This window comes from Staphylococcus americanisciuri (genome assembly GCF_024814435.1).
Classification (GTDB): Bacteria; Bacillota; Bacilli; order Staphylococcales; family Staphylococcaceae; genus Staphylococcus; species Staphylococcus americanisciuri.
On the sequence record NZ_JANUXY010000001.1, the window covers coordinates 37,676 to 63,727 of the forward strand.

The window sequence follows — 26,052 nt, forward strand, 5'->3', positions numbered from 1 at the left end:
GGTGAGACGATGAAAGAAATTACGATGGATCAATTAAAAGAGAAAATACTAGGCAACGAACCGCTCTATATTATTGACGTGAGAGAGGATGATGAAGTGGCGTTGGGGATGATTCCTGGTGCCAAACATATTCCAATGCAAGAAATTCCTGAACAATTAGATGCATTTGAACAAGACAAAACGTACTATATTGTATGTGCAGCAGGTGTGCGTAGTGCGAGAGTTGTTGCATATTTGAATGATCAAAACATTGATGCAGTAAACGTTGATGGTGGCATGAAAGCATGGGGAGACGGTGGCTTAACATACAACGGTATTTAAAAAGTAAAAGGACGCCCACACATAAAGCGTGAGCGTTCTTTTGTTTGGTTTAAGTGCTAATTCATGCCAAAAGTCCCAGCATAGTAACCAGCTACATAGCCAGTTACGAGAGCACTTGTAATATTATAGCCACCTGTATAACCGTGAATATCGAGGACTTCACCACATAGGAATAAGCCATCTTGTATTTTAGATGCCATTGTCGTTGGTACGATTTCTTTAATTGATACGCCGCCCCCAGTGACGAACGCTTTTTCTAGTGGCAGTGTCCCATTGACTGTAAAAGTAAATGCTTTGAATTGATGTGCTAAGTCATTGATTTGTTGCATACTTAAATGATGATAGGTCGTTTCTAAATCGATAGTTGCACGTTCCAACATAAAGTGTAAATAGCGTGTTTCGATGATTCCTTTAAGGGCATTTTTAATGATTTTATCAGGTTGCTTTTTCAATAATTTGATTATCTTTTGTTTGACCTGTTCTTCATTGATATGTGGAAAAACATCTAATTGCATTTGGATATCTTGTCGTTTTTGTTGTTGCTGTTCTTTATAGACGAACTGACTGCATCTCAACGCAGCAGGGCCACTAATACCAAAATGTGTAAATAACATATCCATTTGATGTGTAATGCGTTTTTTGCCGTTTTTACGCAAAACGGATAAGGCAACATTTTTTAGACTGAGACCTTTCAGTGTTTGTTCACGGATAAATGCTTCATTTGAACGTATAGGTACTTCTGTTGGAAATAAATCGGTAATTGTATGACCAAAAGCTTTGGCGAATTGATAACCATCACCTGTTGAGCCTGTGTGAGGCACACTTGTTCCACCAGTAGCAATGACAGCGGTATGTCCTTGATATTTTGTGCCATTCTGGAGTGTAACAGTATAACAATCATCTGAAGCGGTAATAGATGATACTGGACTGTTTTCTATGACTTCAACGTGTTGTTTATGAAGTTCAGCTGTCAAGACGTCTAATACATCCTGTGATTTGTCTGTAACAGGGAACATACGCCCGTGATCTTCTTCTTTTAGTTTTAAGCCACGAGATTCAAAAAACTGAATAATAGATTGATTGTCAAAAAGTGAAAAAGGGCTATATAAAAATTTGCCGTTTCCAGGAATATTTTGGATGATTTCATCATATGGTAGATTGTTTGTAACATTACATCGACCACCACCCGAAATTTTAAGCTTTCGGCCAAGTCCTTTTTTCTTCTCTATAAGCAAGACGCTTTGATTATTTTGACTAGCTGAAATTGCAGCCATAATCCCGCTTGGTCCTCCACCAATGACAATAGTTTGATACATGTAAGGTATTCTCCTTCAGATTTAAATATATATTCATTTTACCATAATCTGTTTATGTGTATAATGATGATGTTACATTATAATAAGTGTTTAAAATTTCAAAAGTAGGTTGATGAATTTATGAGTGAAAATAAAGAATTAGTACGGGGGACGTTTTTATTAACGTTAAGTATTTTAATTACAAAAATACTAGGGATTTTATATATTATCCCTTTTTACCGTATTATTGGCGGGGCAGATAACTTAGCGCCCTTTAACTATGCATATGGCCCTTACAATATTGCGATTGCCGTTGCAACAGCTGGGGTTCCTCTTGCAGCTTCAAAATATGTAGCGAAATACAACGCATTAGGTGCGTATCGCGTGAGTCAAAAATTATATAAATCGAGTTTCATTGTGATGAGTATTACAGGTGTGATTGGTTTTATTGGACTTTATGCGCTTTCGCCAACCATTGCGTCTATCACCATTGCAAATAATGTAGATAAAAATGCAGGTTGGACGGTTCAACAGATAACAAGCATTATTAGAACAATTAGTTTTGTTGTTATCTTTATCCCTGTATTAGCAACATGGCGTGGCGTTTTTCAAGGTTATAAGTCAATGGGGCCGACTGCTGTCTCAGAAGTAACAGAACAAATTGCACGTATTCTGTTTATCTTAGTAGGTAGTTATCTTGTACTAAATGTATTTGATGGTTCAATATTGCTTGCCAATGGTATTGCTACATTTGGTGCAGCTGTCGGTGCGGTTGCTGGAATTTTGACATTGTGGTGGTATTGGATTAAGCGACGCAAAGGAATTCATGAAATGGTCGCGTCTGACATGACAGGCATTGATGTTTCATATACACAGATGTACAAAGAGATTATTTCATACAGTATTCCATTTGTTATCGTAAGCTTGAATTACCCATTATTTATGATTGTTGATCAATTGACGCATAACAACGCCTTGAACGTAGCAGGTGTTGCACCGCGTATGCAAGATATGTTCTTTACAATTTTAAATATGACAACGAATAAAATTGTGATGATTCCAACATCACTAGCGGCTGGATTTGCGATTAGTTTGATTCCATTCATAACTAAAACATATGAAGATGGTAATTATAGAGAAATGCATAAACAAATTCAAACGGCACTCGGTGTTTTAGCTTATATAACAATACCAGCGAGTCTAGGTATTATGGCGTTGTCTATTCCACTTTACACTGTGTTCTATGAGTATAGTATTGAAGGAAGTCGTTTACTCTTTATTTATGCGCCAGTAGCGATACTTATCTCGTTATTAAGTGTTATTGCTTCAATGCTACAAGGTATTGATAAACAAAAGTTGACGGTATTTATCATTTTAAGTTCTGTACTGATTAAATTGGTGTTGAATCCTCTGCTTATTGTTATGTTCCATACAGCAGGAGCGATATTGAGTACAGCGATTGCATTAATATTCGCTATTACATGTGGGCTGTCTGTACTCAAAAAATATGCTGGCTTTAAGTTGACAAATACTATGTTAGATTTTGGAAAAATACTTGTTTGTGGTTTTGTCATGATGATTGTAGTAGAACTTGTCTACTATGGATTACAATTTTTCATTTCACCTGCAACTCAAATAGGGGCATTGATTATTACTGTAGTAGGTGCTATCACAGGTGTCCTTATCTATGGGGCAATTACAATGAAGACACGTCTAGCGGATAAGTTTTTAGGTAACATTCCAAATAAAATACGCAGAAAGATAGGTCTGATATAATGCGACTTGATAAGTTTCTAGCAAATGCGGGTGTAGGGTCGCGCAAGCAAGTAAAAGTGTTGTTAAAAAAGGGCAAAGTACTTGTTAATAATGAAACAGTAAAAAGTCCGAAACATAAGGTACGACCACACCAAGATTGCGTAGTTGTAAATGGGGAAGTTATTGAATATGAACCATTTGTGTACCTTATGTTGAATAAACCTGCTGGAATTATCTCAGCAACTGAAGATGAATCACAAATGACAACAATTGATATGATAGATGGCTATGATCATTTGAATCTGTTTCCAGTAGGGCGTCTTGATAAAGATACAGAGGGACTGATACTCATTACTAATGATGGCGCATTTAATCATCGAGTGATGAGCCCTAATCATCATGTTCCAAAACAATATTATGTTGAGCTTGCACATTCTGTTGAGCCGAGTGCTGTAGAGCAGTTTGCTGTTGGTATTGAGTTGAAAGAAGGGCTATTAAAACCAGCTGAATTGGAGATACTGGAGCCAGACAATTGTGCACGTGTTACGATACATGAAGGCAAGTATCATCAAGTTAAACGAATGTTTCATGCAGTAGATAATGAAGTGGTTTACCTAAAAAGAGAGGCAATCGGGTCGTTAGAGCTTGACCCCACATTGGCCAAAGGAGATTACCGTAAATTGTCTGCAGAAGAACTTGCACTTTTTGAAGATTGATGTTTATAAACAAGTACAAATGGGAATAGTTACAAAAATTGACAGAGGTGATAATAATGGCAAAATCTAGTCAAGTCATCAAAACAGTAGTTGGTATTGGCGGCGCATTGGCAGCAGTTGTACTTTCTAACAAAGGACGCCGTGACAAAGTTAAAGAGACATATGAGAGCTATAAAGAAGATCCAGAAGCTTATAAACAATTAGCACAAGAGAAAGTATCACAATTGGGTACACTTGCTTCTGATGAAATCAATAAAGTGAAATCAGATCCGAAAGCATATGTTGAAACAATCAAACAAGACCCCAAAGCATTTCTGAACGATAAAAAAGAACGATTGTTCCAAGAAGAGAACGTGAATGTGGCACGTAAAGAAGCTGACTTTGTAGATGAGGGTGGCGGAGATCCATCACAAAACTTAAATGAGGCAACTAAAGAAGTCTTGAAAGATAAAAACGAATAATGTGTTAGCAAAGAGGTTGGGGTATGCTTTTTATAGAAGTGAATAGTTTTTAACAGCTTGTTCACGCAAGCAATCGTTGCAGTCTTATGGTCTTTACTATAGGGCTGTTTTTTTAATTTGTAATAATAATCAACAATTTGACTAGCATATACATGCCTGTTTATTTCTACGCTTATTAATTTTGTCTTTATAGTGTGTTTTTTCTGATTAGTATCTTTTTATGTCGATACCAATATAAGCGTTTAGCTGTTTGAGTGGGTTTGTGAAGGGTTCGGAGGCTCAATGACAATGGAGGAATTGAAACAAATTAAAAAGTAATTTTATCAACTATACTTAATTTTACTCTTTGAGTTTAAAATGTTATTATAATCTTATGATATATATGAATATATGGAAACTTTACTTTGAAAATGAATAAAACGGTGACGATAATGGTAGCAGATGCTGGCGGAACGGTTGCTGGAGCATTAGTTAGTTTGATTCCAGGTATAGGTTGGACCATTGCGGGGGCTTTAGCTGCAAGTATAGCAGGTACATTAGCAGGACAAGGCATTAAGGGTGGAATAGAAGTTAAAGGTTTAATTCGTAATAAAAATGTTATTGTATATAGTTGGAAATACCAATAAATAAGCGGGGGAGGTTTTATTATGTTGATACACCTAAATAGCATTTTTATTGGCATCAGTTCTTTTATTTCCGTTTTTTTCAGTTCGCTCATTGTAAAAAGATTGAATGTTAGTATTTCATGGAAAATAATGCTAGTTTCAGTGTTTGCTTTAGTATTATTTATAACAATATATGGAATATTAAGTTTTCTATTTCTTAATTGATATAGTTTGATTTAGGGAGTGGGGCAGGAATCTCATTTTTTCTTAAAAATCTGTTGTTCCACCCCGGTAAGGCTGAGTAGACGTAAAAAAGTTTGTCAAAGCGTATTTTCACGCCAGTCAGTTGTTGCTGTCTACTTTGGCATATTATTCAAAAGTTGCTTATTTTAACGTCGTCATATCCTCCCATTTAGTTAGGAACTTCTCGATTATAGCTATTGAGACTTTACAGTTAAATTTGTCAGAAGATTAAAAAACAATAGTCTTTCCACTGTTGTTTGTATCAGAAATCATGTAAAATAAAAATTACAACTATTTTAGAAAGAAGCTGAGATACATGTGGAGAGAGAGAGTTAAAGAATACGAAGCGCAAATGATTGAGGACTTAAATGGTTTATTAGCTATTCCGTCTGTACGTAACGATGCAGAAGCAACATCTGATGCACCCGTAGGACCAGGTCCCAAGGCAGCATTAGAATATATGTATCAATTAGCTAAGCGCGATGGATTTGAAACATATGATACAGATCATTTAGCAGGACGCATTGAAGTAGGTAAAGGTGAAGAATTATTTGGTATCTTGGGGCATGTTGATGTCGTACCAGCTGGTGACGATTGGGATACGGAGCCTTTTACACCTGTTGTGACGGAAGATCGTATTATTGCTCGTGGAACATTGGATGATAAAGGGCCAACAATTGCTGCATATTATGCCGTTAAAATTTTGAATGATATGAAAGTCGATTGGAAAAAACGTATTCATATTATCATTGGTACAGATGAGGAATCTGATTGGAAGTGTACGGATCGTTATTTTGAGACGGAAGAAATGCCAACAATCGGTATTGCACCGGATGCAGAGTTTCCACTGATTCATGGTGAAAAAGGGATTACCACATTCGACATTTGTCAAACTGCGCATGCACATGATGACGATGAGCCTGAAATTGAATTATATCGCTTTGTTTCAGGAGAACGCTATAATATGGTGCCAGATACTGCACAAGCGGATTTATTAGTTAAGGAAAATATGACGAATACGATTCAACATTTTGAAGCCTACCTAGCTGATCATCAACTTGTCGGCAATCATGAAGTGGATAACGGTATTTTAAAACTAACTGTATATGGTAAAGCCGTTCATGGTATGGATCCATCAATTGGTGTCAATGCTGGCTTATTCTTACTACACTTCTTAAATAAGCTTAATTTAGATCAAACAGCTCGCAATTGGGCGGCGTTTAGCGAACGTTATCTTTACGAATCTCACTTTGGTGAAAAGATGGGTATGAAGTATCACACGGAGCAAATGGGGGATCTTACGACAAATATTGGTATTTTAAAGTATGATCAAAATAATGCCGGTACATTCGGTATCAATTTACGCTACCCAGAAGGCTTTGATTTTGCACGTGCAATTGCTGCATTTGAAGCTGAAATCCAAGCACTCGGTTTCGAACTGAAATTAGGAAAAGTCCAACAACCGCATTTTGTAGATCCAAGTGACCCGTTTATTCAAAAGTTATTAACTGCATACCGCAATCAAACGGGAGACATGTCACCGTCTTATACAATAGGTGGGGGCACGTACGCGCGCAACCTTGATAAAGGGGTAGCATTTGGTGCGATGTTTGACGACTCAGAAGATTTAATGCATCAAAAGAATGAATACATCACGAAAAAACAATTATTTAATGCGACAAGTATTTACTTAGAGGCAATTTATTCTATTTGTGTGGAGGAATGAGAATGACAAAAATTTTAGTAAATGATATATTGGTGGATGAACAAGATGCAAAGGTAGCGTACAATGATAGGGGCTATAACTTTGGGGATGGCATCTATGAGTATGTTCGTATATATGACAACAAGCTATTTACTGCAAAAGAACACTTTGAGCGTTTGTTGCGCAGTGCTCAAGAAATTGGTTTAGACATTGACTACACAGTGGAATCGTTGACTGAAGTCGTTCGCAAGTTAGCAGAGGCAAATGGCGTAACAGACGGTGGTGTATACCTCCAGATTACGAGAGGTGCGTCACCAAGGGATCACGCATTCCCTACACCTCCCGTTGAACCCGTTTTAACAGCATTTACCAAAGCATATGAACGTCCACTAGATAAGTTGGAAAATGGCGTTTCTGTTGTGACAACTGATGATATCCGTTGGTTGCGTTGCGATATTAAGAGTTTGAACTTGCTCGGCAATGTGTTGGCGAAAGAATATGCGACGAAATATAATGCAGAAGAAGCGATTCAGCATCGTGAAGGGACTGTAACTGAAGGCGCATCAAGTAATGTTTTTGCGATTAAAGATGGAGCGGTGTACACGCACCCAGCGAACAATTTAATTCTAAACGGCATTACGCGACGTGTTATTCAATGGGTATGTGATGATGAGGGAATTACCTTTAATGAAGAGGCATTTTCGTTAGATTTTTTGAAGGCGGCAGACGAAGTGATTATTTCAAGTACATCAGCTGAAGTCATGCCTGTTGTAAAAATTGATGGCGAAACTGTAAACGATGGCAAGGTAGGATCAGTGACGCGAAAATTGCAAGCTGGGTTTGACCGATATATCGAATCACATTCGCATTAAAATAGGGTACGCAGACACGAAAAAATCAGATATGAAAGTTTCATGACATATTGAATAGACACACAAGTAAAAAGACACATTTTGTGTTTCATTTTTGGTTGAAAAAAAGGCGTATTAACTATAAACTTATTAGTGAGTCTAAAAATAGTACGTGGAATAAATTGAAAATGAATGGCAAATTATAAAAAGGGCTGAGACGACTATCTCAGCCTTGAATAGGCTATTGGCGATAGTATGTGTGAAGCCTGTTTAGTATGCATGTTATTTGCCGGGGTGGGACAGTAAATGCTCAATAATGGTGTGAGTAATTGTCCCACTCCCTTTTCTCTTTGAAAGTGAGGTGAACAAGTTGTGGAGCAGTTCTATCAGTTAGGTTGGACATTAGATTCAGCTGGAGGTGTGTCCGGAGAGGCATACATGGCTGAACAAGATGGACAGAAGTTGTTTTTGAAAAGGAATTCAAATCCTTTTATTGCTGCACTATCAGCAGAAGGTATTGTGCCGAAACTCGTGTGGACCAAACGTATCGAGACTGGAGAAGTTGTTACGGCGCAACATTGGAAGAATGGCAGAGAACTCGAAGCTGCCGAAATGAGTCAACCACGAGTGGCACATCTGTTGAAGAAAATTCATCGTTCCCAACCATTGCTGACGATGTTAAAACGCATGGAAATGGCACCGATTACACCAGAAATTATGTTGAATAAGATTAATGCATCATTATCACGAGATGTTCTTACGCATCATATTGTTAGAAAAGCACTGACATATTTGGAAGAGCATATGCCAGAGTTAGATGCTAGATTTTATACAGTAGTACATGGTGATGTAAATCATAATAACTGGCTGTTATCTGACAAGGATGAGTTGTACCTTGTTGATTGGGAAGGTGCAATGATTGCAGACTGGGCGATTGACATCGGTATGCTACTTTACAACTATGTTCCAGAAAGTCAATGGTCAACATGGTTAACAACCTATGGTGTCCAAGAGACGATTCATCTCAAAAAACGAATGAAATGGTATACGGTCATTCAATCTATTGGCATGGTTCAATGGAGTGAAGAACATAAGCGTTTTAAAGAGATGAACACGTGGCTTGAATTTCTGAATGATGTCATGAAAAGTAATTTATTTATATAAGGAGTTATAATCATGAGAATGCGACATAAGCCATGGGCAGAAGATTATTTACGTGAGCATCCAGAGATTGTCGACATCGATTGTGAGCATGCAAAGGCTGTTTCACAATGGTTCAATAATGATCGTCCTATTCATATTGAAGTTGGCTCAGGAATGGGGCAGTTCATTACTACGTTAGCTGAACGCAATCCAGATATCAATTATATCGCAATTGAACGTGATAAGAATGTCATGATTCGTGTGTTGGACAAGGTGCGTGACAAAGGTTTAACGAATATAAAGTTATTATGCAATGATGCTGTCCTACTTACGGATTATTTCGAGACGCATGAAGTGGCGCGCATTTATCTAAACTTCTCGGATCCATGGCCGAAAACACGTCATGCGAAAAGAAGATTAACGTATCATACATTTTTAGCGATATATCAGCAGATTTTACATCAAGATGGAGAGATTCATTTTAAGACGGATAATCGTGGCTTATTCGCCTACAGCATTGAAAGCATGTCACAATATGGCATGTATTTTACGAAGATGAACTTGAATTTGCATGAAGAAGATGCAGAAGATAATATCGAAACAGAATATGAGCGTAAGTTTGCTGAAAAAGGTTCACGCATTTATCGTATGGAAGCTAAATTTCATAAGTTCGATGCGTAAGATTCAGTTGTTAAGTATCACTCTACAATTTGTAAGGGTGGTATTTTTTTGCGTATAATTTGATAGATTGGGATGATTGTCGTTAAAATAAAGTAAATGATAGGGGGAGATGGACATGAAACTCGGTAAATTTCAAGTAGATGTTCTTAATGGTGGCGACGTGAAAATGGATGGAGGAGCTATTTTTGGTGTGGTACCCAAACCTTTATGGTCGAAAAAATATCCCTTCAATGATAAGAACCAAGTACCCTTAGCAACGCATCCTATACTGATTCGGACGGATGACTGCTGTATGATTATTGATGCTGGAATCGGTAATAATCGTTTGACTGATAAACAAAAGCGCAACTATGGCGTAGGTCAAGAATCAGATATTGTAAAGAGTTTAGCACAATATGATTTAACGCCCGATGATATTGATATGGTGTTAATGACACATATGCATTTTGACCATGCAACGGGGCTTGTTGATACAGAAGGTCACGCTGTTTTTCCAAATGCACGTCATTACATTCAGCAAGACGAATGGCATGAGTTTGTCAGCCCAAACATTCGAAGTCGGGCAACTTATTGGACATCCAACAGAGGGGATTATGAACTACAGACAATTTTGTTTGAGAAAGAATGTATGCCTTATCCTGGTATCACAATGACACATACAGGTGGTCATAGTTTTGGTCATACAATTATTGAAATTGAAAGCGATGGACAAAAAGCGGTGCATATGGCAGATATTTTTCCAACCGCTGCACATGTTAACCCGTTATGGGTTTCTGCTTATGATGACTATCCAATGCAGTCGATTCGTGCCAAAGAACGTCTGACAAAGCAATATATTTTAGAAGATTACTGGTTTTTGTTTTATCATGATATTAACTATTTTGCTGCGAAGTTCGATGTTGACGGTAAGACAATTAAAGAAACTATTGCACGGCCAGAGTTTCAATAGCAGGAATTATAACTAGGGAACACGAAAAAAGAACACAAAGTATGACAACCGTTTACCAAATAATGGCTGTCATGCGCTTGTGTTCTTTTGACTAAAGTTAAACTTCGATTATATCAATTACTTCACCGTCATAAGCATCAGCAATAAAAGTATACTGGTAAATTTTACCGTTACGCATGGCACTAATACCACCTTTATACACTTCATATTCAATGCCAAACTTACGGTAAATAGTAGGTTCATAGACGATATATGAACCTGTTACATTTTGAAAATAATCTTTAACTGAAGTAATTACTTTTTCGGCAGGATAATAGCTTTGTTTGTTTTTGCTTAATGTATAAAAATAACTACCTGCCATAATGATCCCAACTGTAATAGGAATCATTAGCGGCCATTTTTTTTGTATATTTCTCAATTACATCGCCCCCATAAAAACATATTTCTAGTTTACCACAGCTGAGATGATATACTAAAGTGAGATAAGCATATATTAGAAATGTAAGGAGTGAGTGCTATGTTAGAAACGACAATGGCGCATATTAAGCAGTTAACTGAAATGCATGGCGCCCCTAACTTTGAACACCGCGTACGTGATTATATGAAACGAACAATGACACCTTATGTCGATGGATTTGTTGATGATCGTATGGGTGGCTTCTATGGTGTGAAGAAAAGTGCAAAGCCAAATGCGCAACGTGTGATGGTTGCTGCGCATATGGACGAAATTGGCTTTATGATTACGGAGATAACCCCACACGGCTTTATTAAGTTCACGGCATTAGGTGGTGTTGCTAATGATATATGGCAAGGTCAACGTTTAAAAATTTTGACACAACAAGATGAAGAGATTGTAGGTGTCGTTGCCAATATACCAAAACATTTCAGAACAGGACAAGAAAGTGCCCCTAAAATTGAAGATTTATTACTCGACATCGGAGCGAGCTCTGTCGATGAGGTCAAAGCACGTGGTATATCCATTGGCGACCCGATTGTTCCCCATACGGAGCTACTTCAGTTATCCGAACATCGCTTTGCTGCAAAAGCGTGGGACAATCGATATGGCTGTGTGATTGCTATAGAATTATTGGAGCAACTGAAAGATGTTGAATTGGACTTCGATCTATATGTCGGCGCCAATGTTCAAGAAGAAGTCGGTTTACGAGGTGCGCGAGTAGCTGCAAATTTAATTGAACCAGACATTGCATTTATAGTAGATTGTTCACCGGCTAATGATATGAAAGGGCGACACGGTCTCTCTGGTGTCCTAGGTGATGGCGCTTTATTGCGTATTAAAGATGGCACAATGCTATTGAAGCCATCATTCAAGCAGTTTTTAATAGATGTGGCTGAAGCACATGACATTAAGTATCAATATTATATTTCCCCTGGAGGGACTGATGGTGGTGCAATCCATCAATCAGGTATCGGTGTGCCAACTGCTGTCATTGGTGTTTGTGCGCGTTATATTCATAGCAGTGATGCGGTATTTGATATACGCGACTATGCAGCAGCACGTATGTGGCTTCAACAATCAATTCAAGCATTAGATGCACAAGTGATGACGAAACTACAATATGAAATATAGTTAAAGGAGCATTGTTAAAATGAAACAACTTGAAAATATAGAACAGTATCAAATATACCAAGCAAAACAAACGGTCTTTCTATTCACAGCAGATTGGTGTCCAGATTGTCGTGTTATTGAGCCAGGCTTACCTGAAATAGAAGCTAAATATGACCAATTTGAATTCGTAGCGGTAGATCGTGATAAGTTCATCGATTTAGCGATTGAAGAAGGCGTTATGGGGATTCCAAGTTTTCTCGTCTACAAAAATGGAAAGCGTGTCGGTGATTACATTGGCAAAGAGCGCAAAACAATTGAACAAATCGATGCATTTTTAGGTCAATTTTAAGCAAATAACTGACAGATTTCTCTGAGATGTTTCACAAGATGTAAAGCCACAATTACAAAGCAAGATTTCAACCCTTAGGACATATCTTTTTCTAGTCCTAAGGGTATATTTATTGTAAACTAATATAAGGCATGAAATTAGGAGTGAAAAAATGAATGTCTTTAAAATGAGAGATTTATTAAAGTCGCGTTTGAACAGTGGAACTGTGTCGTTTCAATTCAATCGTGATAAAGAATCACTAAGAATATATCGGACGGATAATCAAAAAGGTGTCACAGTAAAACTTTCACCGATTGTTGCGAAATTCAACAAAGGGCAAGAACAAATTGTAGATGAAATTGTCTATTACGTGGAAGAAACAATTTCACAGATGCAGGACGAAGCTGCCAAGACACTTGAAGATATTAAGATTTTGCCTGTTATACGTGCGACGAGTTTTCAAGAAAAAACGCCTGAGGGACATCAATTTTTGACGGATTGTCACACAGCCGAGACACGCATTTATTATGCGTTAGATCTTGGTAAGTCATATCGTTTGATCGATGATAATGTGTTGAAAAATTTGAATCTGACTGCGCAACAAGTGAGAGAGATGGCGACTTTCAATGTTAGAAAGCTAGATATCACTTATAAAACAGACGAAGTTAAAGGTAATATCTTTTATTTTATTAATACGAATGACGGTTATGATGCAAGTCGTATTTTAAATAAGCGGTTATTACAAGAATTTGAAGCGAAATGTCAAGGTGAGATGCTAGTAGCTGTACCACATCAAGATGTCCTTATTATTGCAGATATTCGCAATCACACAGGTTATGATGTTATGGCACATATGACGATGTCCTTTTTTACAAATGGATTGGTGCCGATCACTTCACTATCATTAAGTTATCATGATGGACATTTCGAGCCAATTTTTATTTTGGGTAAGAATAACAAGCAAAAATCAGCGCAGGAGCCGAATGTTGTTCAGCATTTACGCGCGATAAAAGATACAGAAACGAAAGAATAAGGAGAGAAGGACATGAATTTATTTTACAATCCAACAGGTGTTGGAGATGTAGCATTTGTACAATTAGAAGTAGTTGAAGGACCATTTGAATATGACAAAAAAGGTGATGTTGTTGTCATTAAAAAAGACAACCAAGTCGTAGGTTATAATATTTTCCAAGCTGCAAAGTCACTGGATATAGAGGGAACAGGTCATATCAAATTAACGGATGTGTTGTTATCGGATATTCAAAACGCACTGAAAACTGCAGGCATCGATGATAAATTAGATGTTGATTTATCTCCAAAGTTTGTCGTGGGTTATGTAAAACAAAAAGATAAGCATCCAAATGCTGATAAATTAAGTGTTTGTCAAATAGATGTCGGAGAAGAAGTCTTGCAGATTGTTTGCGGTGCGCCGAACATTGAACAAGGTCAAAAAGTTGTCGTAGCCAAGGTAGGAGCGGTAATGCCAAGTGGAATGTTGATCAAAGATGCGGAGTTACGCGGTGTTGCGTCTAGTGGAATGGTATGTTCCATGAAAGAACTCGACTTACCGAACGCGCCTCAAGAAAAAGGAATTATGGTCTTAGAAGATACGTACCAAGTAGGGCAACCATTTTTTGAAGAATAAAGAGAGGGTGTGAACATATGAGTTGGTTTGATAAATTATTTGGCGATGAAGAAAAGTCTTCGTCGACGCGTCGCAATGCCCAAAAACGTTCACATCAACAAGCCAGTCGTGAAGCTACCAAGGCACTTCTCCCGCAATCAAATGATGTCTATCAACGACCAAGAGGTAAGTTTCGTTTTCCTATTGATATGCATGATACGCATTCGCAGCATGACGAATTGAAACAATCACCACGGTCAACTGTTGATATGCCGGATGATAAACAGCGTCATGTAGAGAAGCGCCTATCGTATACATTAGATCGAAAACAAAGAAGGCATCGTAAAGGTGTAGGCGTTAAAACACGTGACAAAGAAACATCATCGAACCTGCAAATATCACGTAGCGATGCGTTGTCTAGCCATTATCGACGTCCAGCGACACAATATCGTGCGAACGGTGAGCGTGAACAAGTAAGCAAGCAAGAAGTTCGCCCAACGTATCACCGACCGGATTTTAAAGCATCTGAAGTCCCATCAGCAATATTTGGTACAAAGGCACGTCGTGAAATCAAGAACAGTGGTTTAAAACAGCCACTTTATACACAGACAAGTCAAAGCGATACTTTGGAGAATCATTCAAAAAGCACAAGTCATCGTCCTGATGTACTACGACAAGCGTCACAAAGTACTAAAAAACGTAGTATGAAGTCAACGCCAAATTATTCCAAACGAGACAATACGATTAACATTGAAAATATTTATGCTTCACAAATTGTAGAAGAGATTAGACGTGAACGTGAAAAGAAAGTGTTGCAAAAGAAACGCTTCAAAGCTTCTTTAGAACAAAAGAAAGCAGCACAGCAACAAGAAGAAGGTACTACGATTCAACGTGCAATTGATGAAATGCATGCACAACAAGCGAAACAGTTGCTCGGGTCAGCCTATGAGACTGACGATTCGGCGTATAATGATACATCTGAAGTGATTGATGCCAAAGATCAAGTTGAGACGATGTCAATTGATGCATTGCAAGATACGCATCAAGATGATTATCAATATGAAGAGGTTGATTTGTCGCAATATGAAGTGAGTGAAACATCGATTGATGATGAGACATCGAAGTCGAATATAACGGTTGATAGTGATAAGTCTGATGTTGAACAAGAGAATAATGTATCGCTTGAACAGCAGCAGACAAGTGATGACGCACAGCATGTCACACCTTCAACTGTTAACGAAGCATTTGAGGTTCAAGAAGTAGAAGATAAGACGTCTTCAGAAGTTAAAGAGGCAGCAATTGATGACGAAGAGAGGGCTGAAATAGCATCTGAAGAACAGCTTAAACGTCCAATTGTCGCACCAGTATTGAAGCCGACTATATCGCAACACCAAGATGTTACGCCTTCTGCACCTAAAACATCTGAAACACATGAGCATGATGATATTGAATCGACAGAAACTATCGGTGTTGAAGCTGATGAAGTAGATGTAACAGTGGCAGAAACAGCGGAGTCTGAATCTGAAACATCGACGCATAAGGATGATGTGAAGACAAAACAAGAGGAAGCGTCGTCAACAGCAACGATTGCAAAACCGATTCGTCGTCATGCAAAGCCGTTTAATGTTGTGATGACGCCATCGGACAAAAAACGCCATATGGAACATCAACAACAGCAACGTCAAAGCAATCAAAATGCTACAGCGGTTGAGACAGCAAAACCTGTTGAACAGGTGACGCAGCACAGTTCTGAACGTGTGGCAAGCCCAGAACTGGTGGATAGTACAAAAGGACAACGTAATGAGCAAGCGCATACAACGGCAACACCGACGAAGATTCGACGTGGCCCAAGCATCCATTTGCCAAGTATTGATTTGTTGGATACGCCAGAGGAATACGAACGTGATGAGTCTTGGATTGCCGAAAAAAAACAAGAGTTGAATGATGCATTTTATTATTTTAATGTGCCTGCTGAAGTTGTCAATGTGATTGAAGGACCGAGTGTAACACGTTTTGAACTGTCAGTTGAAAAGGGTGTTAAGGTATCTCGAATTACAGCCTTGCAGGATGATATTAAAATGGCGCTTGCTGCTAAAGATATTCGTATTGAAGCGCCTATTCCTGGAACGAGCTTAGTAGGAATTGAAGTACCTAATCAAAATCCAACAAAGGTGAATTTGCGGGCGATAATTGAAGCGGAAAGTTTCAAAAATGCTTCATCTAAGCTAACAGTTGCAATGGGAAATCGAATCAATAACGAGCCTTTATTAATGGATATTGCTAAAACGCCACATGCTTTGATAGCGGGTGCGACAGGTTCCGGAAAATCTGTGTCAATCAATAGTATTTTAATATCGCTATTATATCGCAATCATCCTGAAGAACTAAAACTGTTGTTAATCGATCCAAAAATGGTAGAGTTAGCGCCATATAACGACCTACCTCACCTAGTAGCACCAGTTATTACCGATGTGAAAGCCGCAACTCAAAGTCTGAAGTGGGCTGTGGATGAGATGGAACGACGCTATAAGTTGTTCGCACAGGCACATGTACGTAATATTACAGCCTTTAACAAGAAGGTAAGTTATGATCAGCGTATGCCTAAAATTGTGATTGTCATTGATGAGTTGGCTGACTTGATGATGATGGCACCACAAGAGGTGGAGCAATCTATTGCGCGTCTTGCTCAAAAAGCACGTGCTTGTGGCATTCATATGCTGATTGCAACACAGCGTCCATCTGTCAATGTCATTACCGGTTTAATCAAAGCAAATATTCCTACTCGCATCGCATTTATGGTATCATCAAGTGTGGATTCAAGAACAATACTTGATAGTGGTGGTGCAGAACGTTTACTTGGATACGGTGATATGTTGTATCTCGGTGGTGGTATGAATAAGCCAATACGTGTACAAGGAACCTTTGTATCAGATGAAGAAATAGACCGTGTTGTAGAGTTTATTAAAGCGCAACGCGCACCAGAATATTTATTTCAAGAACAAGAATTATTAAAGAAAACAGAAACACCTGCTAAAGATGAACTATTTTATGAAGTGTGCGAATTTATGGTGCGTGAACAAAGCATTTCTACATCATTAATTCAACGTCATTTCCAAATAGGTTATAATCGTGCGGCAAGAATGATTGATCAATTAGAACAGTTAGGTTACATTTCTGGCACGAATGGATCCAAACCACGAGATGTTTATTTAACAGAATCAGAGTTAAGCGAACTATAAAAAACAGAAAGGAGCGATTGTGTCGTGACGAAATATCATTTTGTCGGTATCAAAGGATCAGGTATGAGTTCATTAGCTCAAATCTTATTTGACTTAGGTCATGAAGTACAAGGATCTGATATCGAAGGATACGTATTTACGGAAATCGCATTGAAAAACAAAGGGATTACGATTTTACCCTTCACAGCTGATAATATTGAAGAGGGGTTAACCGTTATACAGGGAAATGCTTTCGCTGATACACATGAAGAAATCGCTCGAGCACACGAACTCGGACTTAAAGTAGTACGTTATCATGATTTTTTAAGTGAGGTAGCAAACCAATATACGTCTGTTGCTGTAACAGGTGCACATGGTAAAACATCAACAACAGGACTGTTATCTCATGTTATGAATGGAGATAAAAAAACATCATTTTTAATCGGTGATGGAACTGGTATGGGCTTGCCGCAAAGTGAATATTTTGCCTTTGAAGCTTGTGAATATCGTCGTCATTTCTTAAGTTATGCACCAGATTATGCCATTATTACGAATATAGATTTTGATCATCCAGATTATTTCAGCGATGTGGACGATGTTATCAGTGCTTTTCAAGGTATGGCAAACAATGTCAAAAAAGCATTGGTTGCATGGGGAGACGATCCATATATCAAATCAATTAAAGTAGACATTCCGGTATATTATTATGGCTTTGACGAATCAATGGATGTTTATGCTAAGAACATTAAAATTACGGATCGGGGAACTGAATTTGACGTCTATGTAAGAGGCGAATTCTACGATCACTTTATGTCGCCTTTATTTGGCGATCATACTGTATTGAACACTTTAGCAGTGCTAACGATTGTTTATTTAGAAGGTTTGGATGTCGAAAATATTAAAGATGCTTTGGAGACATTTGGCGGTGTGAAACGTCGCTTTAACGAGACATTTTTCCACAATCAAGTGCTTGTTGATGATTATGCACACCATCCAAGGGAGATTAGTGCTACAATTGAGACAGCAAGAAAAAAATATTCGAACAAAGAAGTGGTAGCAATTTTTCAACCACATACTTTTTCGAGAACAAAAGCATTTTTACAAGAATTTGCAGAAGTACTTAACCTTGCAGATCAAACCTATTTATGTGATATTTTTGGTTCGATTCGTGAAAATACGGGTGAGCTTTCAATTAATGATTTATTGGCACGCGTTCACAATGGCCAACTGATATCTGAGTCTGAAGTATCACAGCTGAAGAAACATGAGAATGCCGTACTTTTATTCATGGGTGCTGGTGATATTCAAAAAGTATTGAAGGCGTACATGGAAGAAGTAGGAATTGAACCTGTATTCTAATGTTTGACCTTGACAAGGAAGGGTATTTATATAAAATATATAGCATAATTAAATGTCATTAGGAGGCGTTTTCGAATGGAATGGATTTTACCAATTGCAGGAATTATTGCTGCAATAGCGTTTTTAATTTTATGTATCGGGATTGTCGCAGTATTGGTATCTGTTAAAAAGAATTTAGATCATGTTGCAAAAACACTTGATGGTGTAGAAGGACAGATCCAGGGTATTACACGTGAAACAACAGATTTATTACACAAAGCGAACCGTTTAACTGAAGATATCCAAGACAAAACAAATCGTTTAAATTCAGTGGTTGATGCTGTTAAAGGTATCGGGGACTCAGTTCAAACTTTAAACGGTTCAGTTGATCGTGTGACACATTCAATTACGCACAACATTTCACAAAATGAAGATAAAATTTCTCAAGTGGTTCAATGGTCAAATGTGGCAATGGAAATTGCTGACAAATGGCAAAACAGACAAAATCGCCGCAATCAAGTAGCAAAGAAATAATTTAAGCATTTTGTCACAGTCAAATGAAAAATAACTGTAAAATAGGGCTGACATAATATTTGTCATGACCCTATTTTTTTAGAATCCTAAAGATGGTATGCTATAAGAAAGTAGTAATGAGTAGAAATGTAATAAGTTCATTTGAGGAGGACGGGTTAATGGAAAAAAATGAGCAAACACAACAAATACACGTTAATGACCAAAACAACTTAGACTTTGCACTTAGTTTTATTGCTGGAACATTGATTGGTAGTGCTATAGGTTATGCAGTAAAACCTTTTGTGACGCAAGCAATTCATTATACAAAAAAACATGAACTTACAGATGTGACAAAGCAAACACAACAAATACGTCAAGAAGCAGTGCGTAAAGCTGAAGCAATTAAAGCTAAAGCACAACAAATCAAAGCAGAAGCTTTACATCAAAACGCTAACAAAAAAGAGGCGTCTTCTGTTGCTGAGCGTGAAGCACAGTTGCGCGCAATAAGAAATGAAGTAGATAGCGATAAATTAGAAGCACCAACAAAACCAACATATCATTTCAGTGATACAAAAGATCAGCCAGTTGACTTATCGTCGCTGAAAGCACGCAAACAAGTGTTGAATAACTCAGTGGAAGAAGCACCAGTAGAAAATTCAGCTAAAGAAGAAGTACCAGTTTCATCACTAGCAGCGATAAGACAAGCGCTAGAAGTGGACAAGCAACGAGAAGAAGTGTCTGAAGAAATCTTGGTAGAAAAGCAAAAACCAGTAGAATCAAAAATTCAAGAAGCAACAGTTGAGCAACGTATCCCACAAACACATCAGGAAGCTTGGTTTGACAATGGTGTGATTACTCATGACAAACCAAGTCAAACAAAACCGATGTCAGGACGTAAAAAAGCAACTAAAACACCTAAGAAAAAAACACAGCAAAGTGCCAAAAAAAGAGGCACGTCTAAAAAAACAACACAACTTGCTGCTAAAGCACCATCTCAAAAAACGACAGCCCCAAAAGCGCAAGTGAAACAAGGGCAATCTAAGAAACGACAACCAAAGAATCACCAACAAACTGCAAAGAAAACAACAAATAAAGTAGACAAGCATACTTTCAATAGCAATAAATAAACATTGTTCTAACGTAAGTCATTGACGTATAATCAGACAGTGTGGTTTTACGTCAATGGCTGTTTCATATATAATTTTCAAAAAATTTAATAAATAATCGCTTTGAAAGGTTGCAAAACTTATTTATACCTGTTAGTATACTAAATATCCAATAAAGATTTTTAACGCTTTAAAGTACATAAGAATTTCGTTGAGGTGACAATTATGGCAAATAAGTTAGAACAATATAGAACAGAAATAGAAGAAATCAACGACCAAATACTTGAATTATTGTCTAGAAGAGGTCATTTGGCGCAAAAGATTGGGGAAGAAAAACGTAAGAAAAGCACAATGATTTATGATCCCCAACGTGAGAAAGAGATGCTGAATACGTTGATTGATAAAAACCAAGGACCGTTTAATGATAATGTCATCAAACAACTATTTAAAGAAATTTTTAAAGCATCAACAGATCTACAAAAATCAGATAATGAGAAGCATTTATATGTGTCACGTAAGTTAAAACCTGAAGACACGATTGTTCGTTTTGACAATGGAGGCATTATCGGAGAAGGACACAAGTCTTTCGTATTTGGACCATGTTCTGTTGAATCTTATGAACAAGTTGAAGCGGTTGCTAAAGACTTGCATGCAAAAGGCGAGAAGTTCATTCGTGGGGGGGCTTTTAAGCCAAGAACATCACCTTATGATTTCCAAGGTTTAGGTGAAGAAGGTTTGAAAATCTTAAAGCAAGTTAAAGATCAATATGACTTAAATGTCGTTAGCGAGATTGTTCATCCAAATCACTTTGAATTAGCGGATCCATACTTAGATGTTTTCCAAATTGGTGCCCGCAACATGCAAAACTTTGAATTGTTGAAAGAAGCAGGTTGCACAAATAAACCTATTTTATTGAAGCGTGGATTGTCTGCAACGATTGAAGAATTTGTATATGCTGCGGAATATATTGCTTCTCAAGGTAATCAAAATATTATTTTATGTGAGCGTGGTATTCGAACATATGAGAAAGCAACACGCAATACACTTGATATTTCTGCTGTACCAATTTTGAAACAAGGAACACACTTACCAGTGATGGTGGATGTGACGCACAGTACGGGACGTAAAGATATTATGTTACCAGCGGCAAAAGCTGCATTAGCAATTGGCGCAGATGGCGTTATGGCTGAAGTGCACCCTGAACCAGCTGTAGCATTAAGTGATAGTGGACAACAGATGGATCTCAATGAATTCGATGCATTCTATAATGATATTAAACCATTAGCAGAATTGTATAATCAGAAAAAACTTAAATAATAAGAGAGCTAAGCAGTAAAGAAAAATGCGAATCGTTACAATGGGCTTATTTAGTTTGATTGATAAGAGAAAGCCCATGATACGATAAACTTGCTACTCAACATCTTCAATTTGGCACAATGAAGTCTTAAAAGCACAGATTTCATTGTGCTACTTTTGTGTGCGCCTTTTTCAACTGTTTTGCAATAATTTATAAACTTTCTTGTATTTCAATGAATAAAATTGACAAAAAAATGACAAGAAAGCGTTTTATATTTTATCCGTTCGAGAAGTGTGTTAAACTTTGAAAATGGTATGAAAACAGATTAAAATAATATAGGTAACGCTTTCAAGGAGGTAAAAATTTACGATGACAGTAACAATTTATGATGTTGCACGTGAAGCGAAAGTTTCAATGGCAACCGTATCTCGTGTTGTGAATGGTAATCAGAATGTTAAGCCGGCAACACGTGACAAAGTGAATGAAGTAATTAAGCGATTGAATTATCGTCCTAATGCAGTGGCAAGAGGGCTGGCAAGCAAACGTACAACAACAGTAGGTGTGGTAATTCCTGATATTTCTAATATATACTATTCAGAGTTAGCGCGTGGGATTGAAGATATTGCGACAATGTATAAATATCACACAATCATTTCAAACTCCGATGATGATCCGAAAAAGGAAAAGGAAATTTTTAATAATCTATTAAGTAAACAAGTAGATGGCATCATTTTTCTAGGTGGTACAATTACAGACGAAATTCAAGAGCAGATTAGTAAATCTTCAGTACCTGTTGTTGTATCAGGTACGAATGGTAAAGATGCTAATGTTGCATCAGTGAATATTGATTTCGTAAAAGCAAGTGAAGAAGTGACGGAAAAGTTATTAGAATCAGGAGCTAAGAAGTTTGCATATATTGGTGGAGGCTATTCAAAGGTTGCCCAAGAAGAAGTGGCAAAAGGTTTAACGAATACGCTTCAAAAACATGGTTTATCTGTAGATGAGCACTTAGTTTATGTGGGTAATGAAACTTATCAAGATGGTTTACGTGCTTATGAAGCTATTAGTAAATACAAGCCAGATGCAGTGCTATCAATTAGTGATGAGCAAGCAATTGGTGTTGTACACGGTGCATTAGATGATGGTTTACGTGTACCAGAAGATATTCAAGTTGTTAGTTTTAACAATACGCGTCTCGTTCAAATGGTTCGTCCACAATTATCTAGTGTGATACAACCATTATATGATATCGGTGCAGTAGGTATGCGTTTATTGACAAAATATATGAATAAAGAAGAAATAAAGGAACAACATGTAACACTACCACATACGATTCGTTATAGAGGTACAACTAAATAAAGAGAGTCGAACAATGTAGTCATAGGACTACATTGTTTTTTAGATGTTTCAAGTTTGCTTACGTCTTTCGTTCGACAATTCAGAAGGAGTTCGTTATTATAAGAAATAGGTAGAATAAACAGGATAATACGTTTACATCCAATCCAAATGATTAAATTAAGGGGCTGAATAATGTGAGTCATTTATCAGATTTAGAGATTGCGAATCAAGCAACATTAAAACCTATTAAGGAGATTGCTGATAAAGCTGGAATTGCTGAAGAGGCTTTAGAACAGTACGGTCATTATAAGGCTAAAATTGATATTTCTAAGATTCAAACGAAGGGCAAGAAAGGGAAAGTTGTACTTGTTACAGCAATGAGCCCTACGCCAGCTGGTGAAGGAAAATCTACGGTGACTGTCGGTTTAGCAGATGCATTCCAACATATTCAACAAAATGTGATGGTTGCTTTACGTGAACCAGCACTGGGTCCTACTTTTGGTATTAAAGGCGGCGCAACAGGTGGAGGTTATGCACAAGTATTACCAATGGAAGATATTAATTTGCATTTCAACGGTGACTTCCATGCAATAACAACAGCAAACAACGCCTTATCTGCATTTATTGACAATCATATTCATCAAGGTAATGCTTTAGGCATCGATCAACGACGCATTGAATGGAAGCGTGTACTTGATATGAATGATCGTGCATTACGTCAAGTAGTCGTTGGATTAGGTGGACCAACACAAGGGGTACCACGTGAGGATGGATTTAATATAACAGTTGCTTCTGAGATTATGGCAATTTTATGCTTGAGCACAGATATTATGGATTTGAAAGCAAGTATTGCAAAAATTACGATTGGTTATACACGTGATCGTCAACCTGTCACAGTGAAAGACTTGGGCGTTGAAGGCGCACTTGCGATGATATTGAAAGATGCAATCAAGCCTAATCTAGTTCAAACAATAGAAGGGACACCAGCATTAATTCATGGTGGTCCATTCGCGAATATTGCACATGGCTGTAACTCTATTATTGCGACTGAAACAGCACGTGACTTGGCAGATATTGTCGTAACAGAGGCAGGTTTTGGTTCGGATTTAGGTGCTGAGAAGTTCATTGATATCAAGGCACGTAAAGCAGACTTTGAACCTGATGCAGTCGTGCTTGTTGCAACGATTCGTGCGCTTAAGATGCATGGCGGTGTTGCAAAAGATAACTTGAAAGAAGAGAATGTGGCAGCAGTCAAAGCGGGTATCGCTAACTTAGAACGACATGTGAATAATATTCGTAAGTTTGGTGTCGAACCGGTGATTGCGCTAAATGCATTTATTCATGATACTGACGCAGAATTTGAAGCCGTTCAACAATGGGCAGAAGACAATCACGTTCGCTTATCGTTGACAGAGGTATGGGAAAAAGGTGGCGCAGGTGGTGTCGATTTAGCCCAAAAAGTTCTTGAAGTCGTTGAACAACCTCAAAATTTCAAACATTTATATGAATTAGAACAACCATTAGAAGAAAAGATTGAAACAATCGTTAAAGAAATCTATGGCGGTTCAAAAGTGTCATTTAGTTCAAAAGCACAGAAACAATTAAAACAATTCAAAGACAATGGTTGGGATCATTATCCAATCTGTATGGCTAAGACACAATACTCATTTTCAGATGATCAAACACGTCTTGGTGCGCCATCAGACTTTGAGATTACAATTCGTGAACTTGAAGCCAAAACAGGGGCAGGATTTGTTGTTGCATTAACAGGTGCAATTATGACAATGCCTGGATTACCAAAACAACCTGCTGCACTGAAAATGGATGTGACAGAAGACGGACATGCTATTGGATTGTTCTAGATAGAAAAGCAATATATTAATAAAAGGGAAAGCGTTACAAAGTGGTAATGCTTTCCCTTTTTAAGTGCTGAAATGTTTGATGATATCATATGATAAGGCATGTTCATATTCTTGACGTGTAATCATTCCTTCAATCAACATGCGCTTTAAGATGTATTGTTGTCTACGAATAGAAGGCATTAATTCTTGTTTCGGTCGTATGTTTCCTGCTTCATCAAAAGGGGTGTAATAATAAGGGCTTTGAAGTAAGCCTGTTATGTAAGCAGACTCTGCTAAGTTCAATTCACTGGGTGGTTTACCAAAGATACCGTATGCTGCCGACGTAATACCGGTAATATGATGTCCGTTTGTATCTAACCCAAACGACACACGATTTAAATAAGTGAAAATAATTTCATCTTTCGTCATCAATTTTTCAATTCGTATCGCATACATAATTTCTTTGGCTTTACGACTATATGTACGCTCATTAGACAAAATTTGATTTTTAATAAGTTGTTGTGTAATCGTACTGCCTCCAGTAGCAAATTGATGTTGAAAAATATCTTGATAGATTGCACGAATAACGGCTTTTGGCAAGATACCATTATGTAAATAAAATTGATCATCTTCTGCAGCAATTAATGCAGAAGTAATGTAAGGTGATACTTCAGCTGGTCCTGCGATGAGTGGGGGTTCCGGTGCATTATACAACGCAATAATATCTGTATCTGCAGAAGTGATTGTCGGCATCTCAGGTAGTTTAGTTACTTTTTGAATAAGTGTCCGATTATCCAACGTGCGTGATTCAGCAACAATACTTGAAAAGTAACCAATTACAATAGCTGAAAAGAGCAGTGCAGCTAGGATTAATATGGTAACACATATAAAAAACACATGTTTGATTCGGCGACAAAAAGCATCATAACGTATTAAAAAGCGATTCAATTGATTTGAGTCTGTCATAACACCACCTCCGTTTTGTCATTATTATAGCATACAACATTTTAATTTTTGTTTTTGTCAAGTCTACGGGTTGACATCCATTTTAAAAAGTCTATAATTATAGAAAAATGTATATTGCATTGAAACAGAGACCAAGTAGCGATTGTGTATACAGCAACAGAGAGTTAGTGGTTGGTGCGAACTAACGTATG

Annotated in this window: 24 protein-coding genes and 1 pseudogene; 21 read left to right on the forward strand and 4 right to left on the reverse strand. The window is 37.6% G+C overall.

Translation table 11 applies throughout. The annotated features are described in order from the left end of the window. Nucleotides 1-9 precede the first annotated feature (9 nt). Nucleotides 10-321: a rhodanese-like domain-containing protein gene (locus tag NXS11_RS00195; RefSeq protein ID WP_259197663.1), complete on the forward strand. Its 312-nt coding sequence runs from the start codon at nucleotides 10-12 to the stop codon at nucleotides 319-321. Nucleotides 322-377: 56 nt separating this feature from the next. On the opposite strand, the gene NXS11_RS00200 is transcribed toward NXS11_RS00195, so the two are convergent. After that, a complete protein-coding gene (locus NXS11_RS00200; RefSeq protein WP_259197664.1) occupies nucleotides 378-1,637 on the reverse strand; it encodes a BaiN/RdsA family NAD(P)/FAD-dependent oxidoreductase in 1,260 nt (419 codons plus the stop codon). Nucleotides 1,638-1,757: 120 nt separating this feature from the next. Between NXS11_RS00200 and NXS11_RS00205 the strand changes: the two genes are divergently transcribed. Genes NXS11_RS00205 through NXS11_RS00215 form a run of 3 tightly spaced genes read left to right on the forward strand, consistent with a single transcriptional unit; the run spans nucleotide 1,758 to nucleotide 4,548 of the window. Beyond that, nucleotides 1,758-3,392, forward strand: coding sequence for a putative polysaccharide biosynthesis protein (locus NXS11_RS00205; RefSeq protein ID WP_259197665.1), 1,635 nt, complete (start codon nucleotides 1,758-1,760; stop codon nucleotides 3,390-3,392). Next, nucleotides 3,392-4,087: a pseudouridine synthase gene (locus NXS11_RS00210; RefSeq protein ID WP_259197666.1), complete on the forward strand. Its 696-nt coding sequence runs from the start codon at nucleotides 3,392-3,394 to the stop codon at nucleotides 4,085-4,087. Before NXS11_RS00205 ends, NXS11_RS00210 begins: the two co-directional genes overlap by 1 nt. Nucleotides 4,088-4,143: 56 nt before the next feature. Continuing rightward, entirely contained in the window at nucleotides 4,144-4,548 is a 405-nt protein-coding gene (locus tag NXS11_RS00215; RefSeq protein ID WP_259197667.1) for a YtxH domain-containing protein, read from the forward strand. Between the two features lie 35 nt (nucleotides 4,549-4,583). Here the strand turns inward: NXS11_RS00215 and NXS11_RS00220 are convergent. Continuing rightward, nucleotides 4,584-4,800: pseudogene (locus NXS11_RS00220) on the reverse strand (IS110 family transposase); the annotation flags it as partial. A 170-nt stretch (nucleotides 4,801-4,970) separates the two neighbouring features. Between NXS11_RS00220 and NXS11_RS00225 the strand changes: the two are divergent. The 6 genes from NXS11_RS00225 to NXS11_RS00250 all read left to right on the forward strand — a co-directional run bounded on the left by NXS11_RS00225 (nucleotide 4,971) and on the right by NXS11_RS00250 (nucleotide 10,725). Further along, nucleotides 4,971-5,174 carry a hypothetical protein gene (locus tag NXS11_RS00225; RefSeq protein ID WP_259197669.1) on the forward strand — a complete coding sequence of 68 codons (204 nt, stop codon included), beginning with the start codon at nucleotides 4,971-4,973 and terminating at the stop codon, nucleotides 5,172-5,174. Between the two features lie 538 nt (nucleotides 5,175-5,712). Beyond that, entirely contained in the window at nucleotides 5,713-7,122 is a 1,410-nt protein-coding gene (pepV, locus tag NXS11_RS00230; RefSeq protein ID WP_259197671.1) for a dipeptidase PepV, read from the forward strand. A gap of 2 nt (nucleotides 7,123-7,124) precedes the next feature. Beyond that, a complete protein-coding gene (gene dat / locus NXS11_RS00235; protein ID WP_259197672.1) occupies nucleotides 7,125-7,973 on the forward strand; it encodes a D-amino-acid transaminase in 849 nt (282 codons plus the stop codon). Nucleotides 7,974-8,324: 351 nt separating this feature from the next. Continuing rightward, nucleotides 8,325-9,116: a phosphotransferase family protein gene (locus tag NXS11_RS00240; RefSeq protein WP_259197673.1), complete on the forward strand. Its 792-nt coding sequence runs from the start codon at nucleotides 8,325-8,327 to the stop codon at nucleotides 9,114-9,116. 12 nt (nucleotides 9,117-9,128) lie between these two features. Then, nucleotides 9,129-9,776, forward strand: coding sequence for a tRNA (guanosine(46)-N7)-methyltransferase TrmB (gene trmB / locus NXS11_RS00245; RefSeq protein WP_259197674.1), 648 nt, complete (start codon nucleotides 9,129-9,131; stop codon nucleotides 9,774-9,776). Between the two features lie 115 nt (nucleotides 9,777-9,891). Beyond that, nucleotides 9,892-10,725, forward strand: coding sequence for a YtnP family quorum-quenching lactonase (locus tag NXS11_RS00250; RefSeq protein ID WP_259197677.1), 834 nt, complete (start codon nucleotides 9,892-9,894; stop codon nucleotides 10,723-10,725). Nucleotides 10,726-10,822: 97 nt separating this feature from the next. On the opposite strand, the gene NXS11_RS00255 is transcribed toward NXS11_RS00250, so the two are convergent. Further along, nucleotides 10,823-11,143, reverse strand: a complete 321-nt coding sequence (locus NXS11_RS00255) for a hypothetical protein (protein ID WP_259197679.1) — start codon at nucleotides 11,141-11,143, stop codon at nucleotides 10,823-10,825. Nucleotides 11,144-11,242: 99 nt separating this feature from the next. Between NXS11_RS00255 and NXS11_RS00260 the strand changes: the two genes are divergently transcribed. The 11 genes from NXS11_RS00260 (at nucleotide 11,243) to NXS11_RS00310 (ending at nucleotide 24,916) form a co-directional block, all read left to right on the forward strand. Next, a complete protein-coding gene (locus NXS11_RS00260) occupies nucleotides 11,243-12,313 on the forward strand; it encodes a M42 family metallopeptidase (protein WP_259197680.1) in 1,071 nt (356 codons plus the stop codon). 19 nt (nucleotides 12,314-12,332) lie between these two features. Then, entirely contained in the window at nucleotides 12,333-12,641 is a 309-nt protein-coding gene (locus NXS11_RS00265; protein ID WP_259197681.1) for a thioredoxin family protein, read from the forward strand. Nucleotides 12,642-12,792: 151 nt separating this feature from the next. Continuing rightward, complete coding sequence (locus NXS11_RS00270) at nucleotides 12,793-13,653, forward strand: DUF1444 domain-containing protein (protein ID WP_259197683.1); 861 nt, start codon at nucleotides 12,793-12,795, stop codon at nucleotides 13,651-13,653. Nucleotides 13,654-13,665: 12 nt separating this feature from the next. Continuing rightward, nucleotides 13,666-14,265 carry a YtpR family tRNA-binding protein gene (ytpR, locus tag NXS11_RS00275; RefSeq protein ID WP_259197685.1) on the forward strand — a complete coding sequence of 200 codons (600 nt, stop codon included), beginning with the start codon at nucleotides 13,666-13,668 and terminating at the stop codon, nucleotides 14,263-14,265. A 17-nt stretch (nucleotides 14,266-14,282) separates the two neighbouring features. Continuing rightward, nucleotides 14,283-17,483, forward strand: coding sequence for a DNA translocase FtsK (locus NXS11_RS00280; protein WP_259197686.1), 3,201 nt, complete (start codon nucleotides 14,283-14,285; stop codon nucleotides 17,481-17,483). 24 nt (nucleotides 17,484-17,507) lie between these two features. Continuing rightward, on the forward strand, nucleotides 17,508-18,821 hold the full coding sequence (gene murC, locus NXS11_RS00285; protein WP_259197687.1) for a UDP-N-acetylmuramate--L-alanine ligase: 1,314 nt from the start codon (nucleotides 17,508-17,510) through the stop codon (nucleotides 18,819-18,821). A 75-nt stretch (nucleotides 18,822-18,896) separates the two neighbouring features. Further along, nucleotides 18,897-19,334, forward strand: a complete 438-nt coding sequence (locus NXS11_RS00290; RefSeq protein ID WP_373319365.1) for a DUF948 domain-containing protein — start codon at nucleotides 18,897-18,899, stop codon at nucleotides 19,332-19,334. Nucleotides 19,335-19,492: 158 nt separating this feature from the next. Continuing rightward, a complete protein-coding gene (locus tag NXS11_RS00295) occupies nucleotides 19,493-20,440 on the forward strand; it encodes a hypothetical protein (RefSeq protein WP_259197689.1) in 948 nt (315 codons plus the stop codon). Nucleotides 20,441-20,644: 204 nt separating this feature from the next. Next, nucleotides 20,645-21,736 (forward strand): bifunctional 3-deoxy-7-phosphoheptulonate synthase/chorismate mutase, encoded by a 1,092-nt coding sequence (locus NXS11_RS00300; protein WP_259197691.1) that lies wholly within the window; start codon nucleotides 20,645-20,647, stop codon nucleotides 21,734-21,736. 349 nt (nucleotides 21,737-22,085) lie between these two features. Next, a complete protein-coding gene (gene ccpA, locus NXS11_RS00305) occupies nucleotides 22,086-23,075 on the forward strand; it encodes a catabolite control protein A (protein WP_259197692.1) in 990 nt (329 codons plus the stop codon). Nucleotides 23,076-23,248: 173 nt separating this feature from the next. Then, nucleotides 23,249-24,916: a formate--tetrahydrofolate ligase gene (locus tag NXS11_RS00310; RefSeq protein ID WP_259197693.1), complete on the forward strand. Its 1,668-nt coding sequence runs from the start codon at nucleotides 23,249-23,251 to the stop codon at nucleotides 24,914-24,916. A 60-nt stretch (nucleotides 24,917-24,976) separates the two neighbouring features. On the opposite strand, the gene NXS11_RS00315 is transcribed toward NXS11_RS00310, so the two are convergent. Beyond that, entirely contained in the window at nucleotides 24,977-25,861 is an 885-nt protein-coding gene (locus tag NXS11_RS00315) for a transglycosylase domain-containing protein (protein WP_259197695.1), read from the reverse strand. Between the last annotated feature and the right edge of the window lie 191 nt (nucleotides 25,862-26,052).

Bases quoted from the DNA above. Each gene is read 5' to 3' on its own strand.
- NXS11_RS00195 (WP_259197663.1), top strand. From the start codon at position 10: ATGAAAGAAATTACGATGGATCAATTAAAAGAGAAAATACTAGGCAAC.
- NXS11_RS00200 (WP_259197664.1), bottom strand. From the start codon at position 1,637: ATGTATCAAACTATTGTCATTGGTGGAGGACCAAGCGGGATTATGGCT.
- NXS11_RS00205 (WP_259197665.1), top strand. From the start codon at position 1,758: ATGAGTGAAAATAAAGAATTAGTACGGGGGACGTTTTTATTAACGTTA.
- NXS11_RS00210 (WP_259197666.1), top strand. From the start codon at position 3,392: ATGCGACTTGATAAGTTTCTAGCAAATGCGGGTGTAGGGTCGCGCAAG.
- NXS11_RS00215 (WP_259197667.1), top strand. From the start codon at position 4,144: ATGGCAAAATCTAGTCAAGTCATCAAAACAGTAGTTGGTATTGGCGGC.
- pepV (WP_259197671.1), top strand. From the start codon at position 5,713: ATGTGGAGAGAGAGAGTTAAAGAATACGAAGCGCAAATGATTGAGGAC.
- dat (WP_259197672.1), top strand. From the start codon at position 7,125: ATGACAAAAATTTTAGTAAATGATATATTGGTGGATGAACAAGATGCA.
- trmB (WP_259197674.1), top strand. From the start codon at position 9,129: ATGAGAATGCGACATAAGCCATGGGCAGAAGATTATTTACGTGAGCAT.
- NXS11_RS00250 (WP_259197677.1), top strand. From the start codon at position 9,892: ATGAAACTCGGTAAATTTCAAGTAGATGTTCTTAATGGTGGCGACGTG.
- NXS11_RS00260 (WP_259197680.1), top strand. From the start codon at position 11,243: ATGTTAGAAACGACAATGGCGCATATTAAGCAGTTAACTGAAATGCAT.
- NXS11_RS00265 (WP_259197681.1), top strand. From the start codon at position 12,333: ATGAAACAACTTGAAAATATAGAACAGTATCAAATATACCAAGCAAAA.
- NXS11_RS00270 (WP_259197683.1), top strand. From the start codon at position 12,793: ATGAATGTCTTTAAAATGAGAGATTTATTAAAGTCGCGTTTGAACAGT.
- ytpR (WP_259197685.1), top strand. From the start codon at position 13,666: ATGAATTTATTTTACAATCCAACAGGTGTTGGAGATGTAGCATTTGTA.
- NXS11_RS00280 (WP_259197686.1), top strand. From the start codon at position 14,283: ATGAGTTGGTTTGATAAATTATTTGGCGATGAAGAAAAGTCTTCGTCG.
- NXS11_RS00290 (WP_373319365.1), top strand. From the start codon at position 18,897: ATGGAATGGATTTTACCAATTGCAGGAATTATTGCTGCAATAGCGTTT.
- NXS11_RS00295 (WP_259197689.1), top strand. From the start codon at position 19,493: ATGGAAAAAAATGAGCAAACACAACAAATACACGTTAATGACCAAAAC.
- NXS11_RS00300 (WP_259197691.1), top strand. From the start codon at position 20,645: ATGGCAAATAAGTTAGAACAATATAGAACAGAAATAGAAGAAATCAAC.
- ccpA (WP_259197692.1), top strand. From the start codon at position 22,086: ATGACAGTAACAATTTATGATGTTGCACGTGAAGCGAAAGTTTCAATG.
- NXS11_RS00315 (WP_259197695.1), bottom strand. From the start codon at position 25,861: ATGACAGACTCAAATCAATTGAATCGCTTTTTAATACGTTATGATGCT.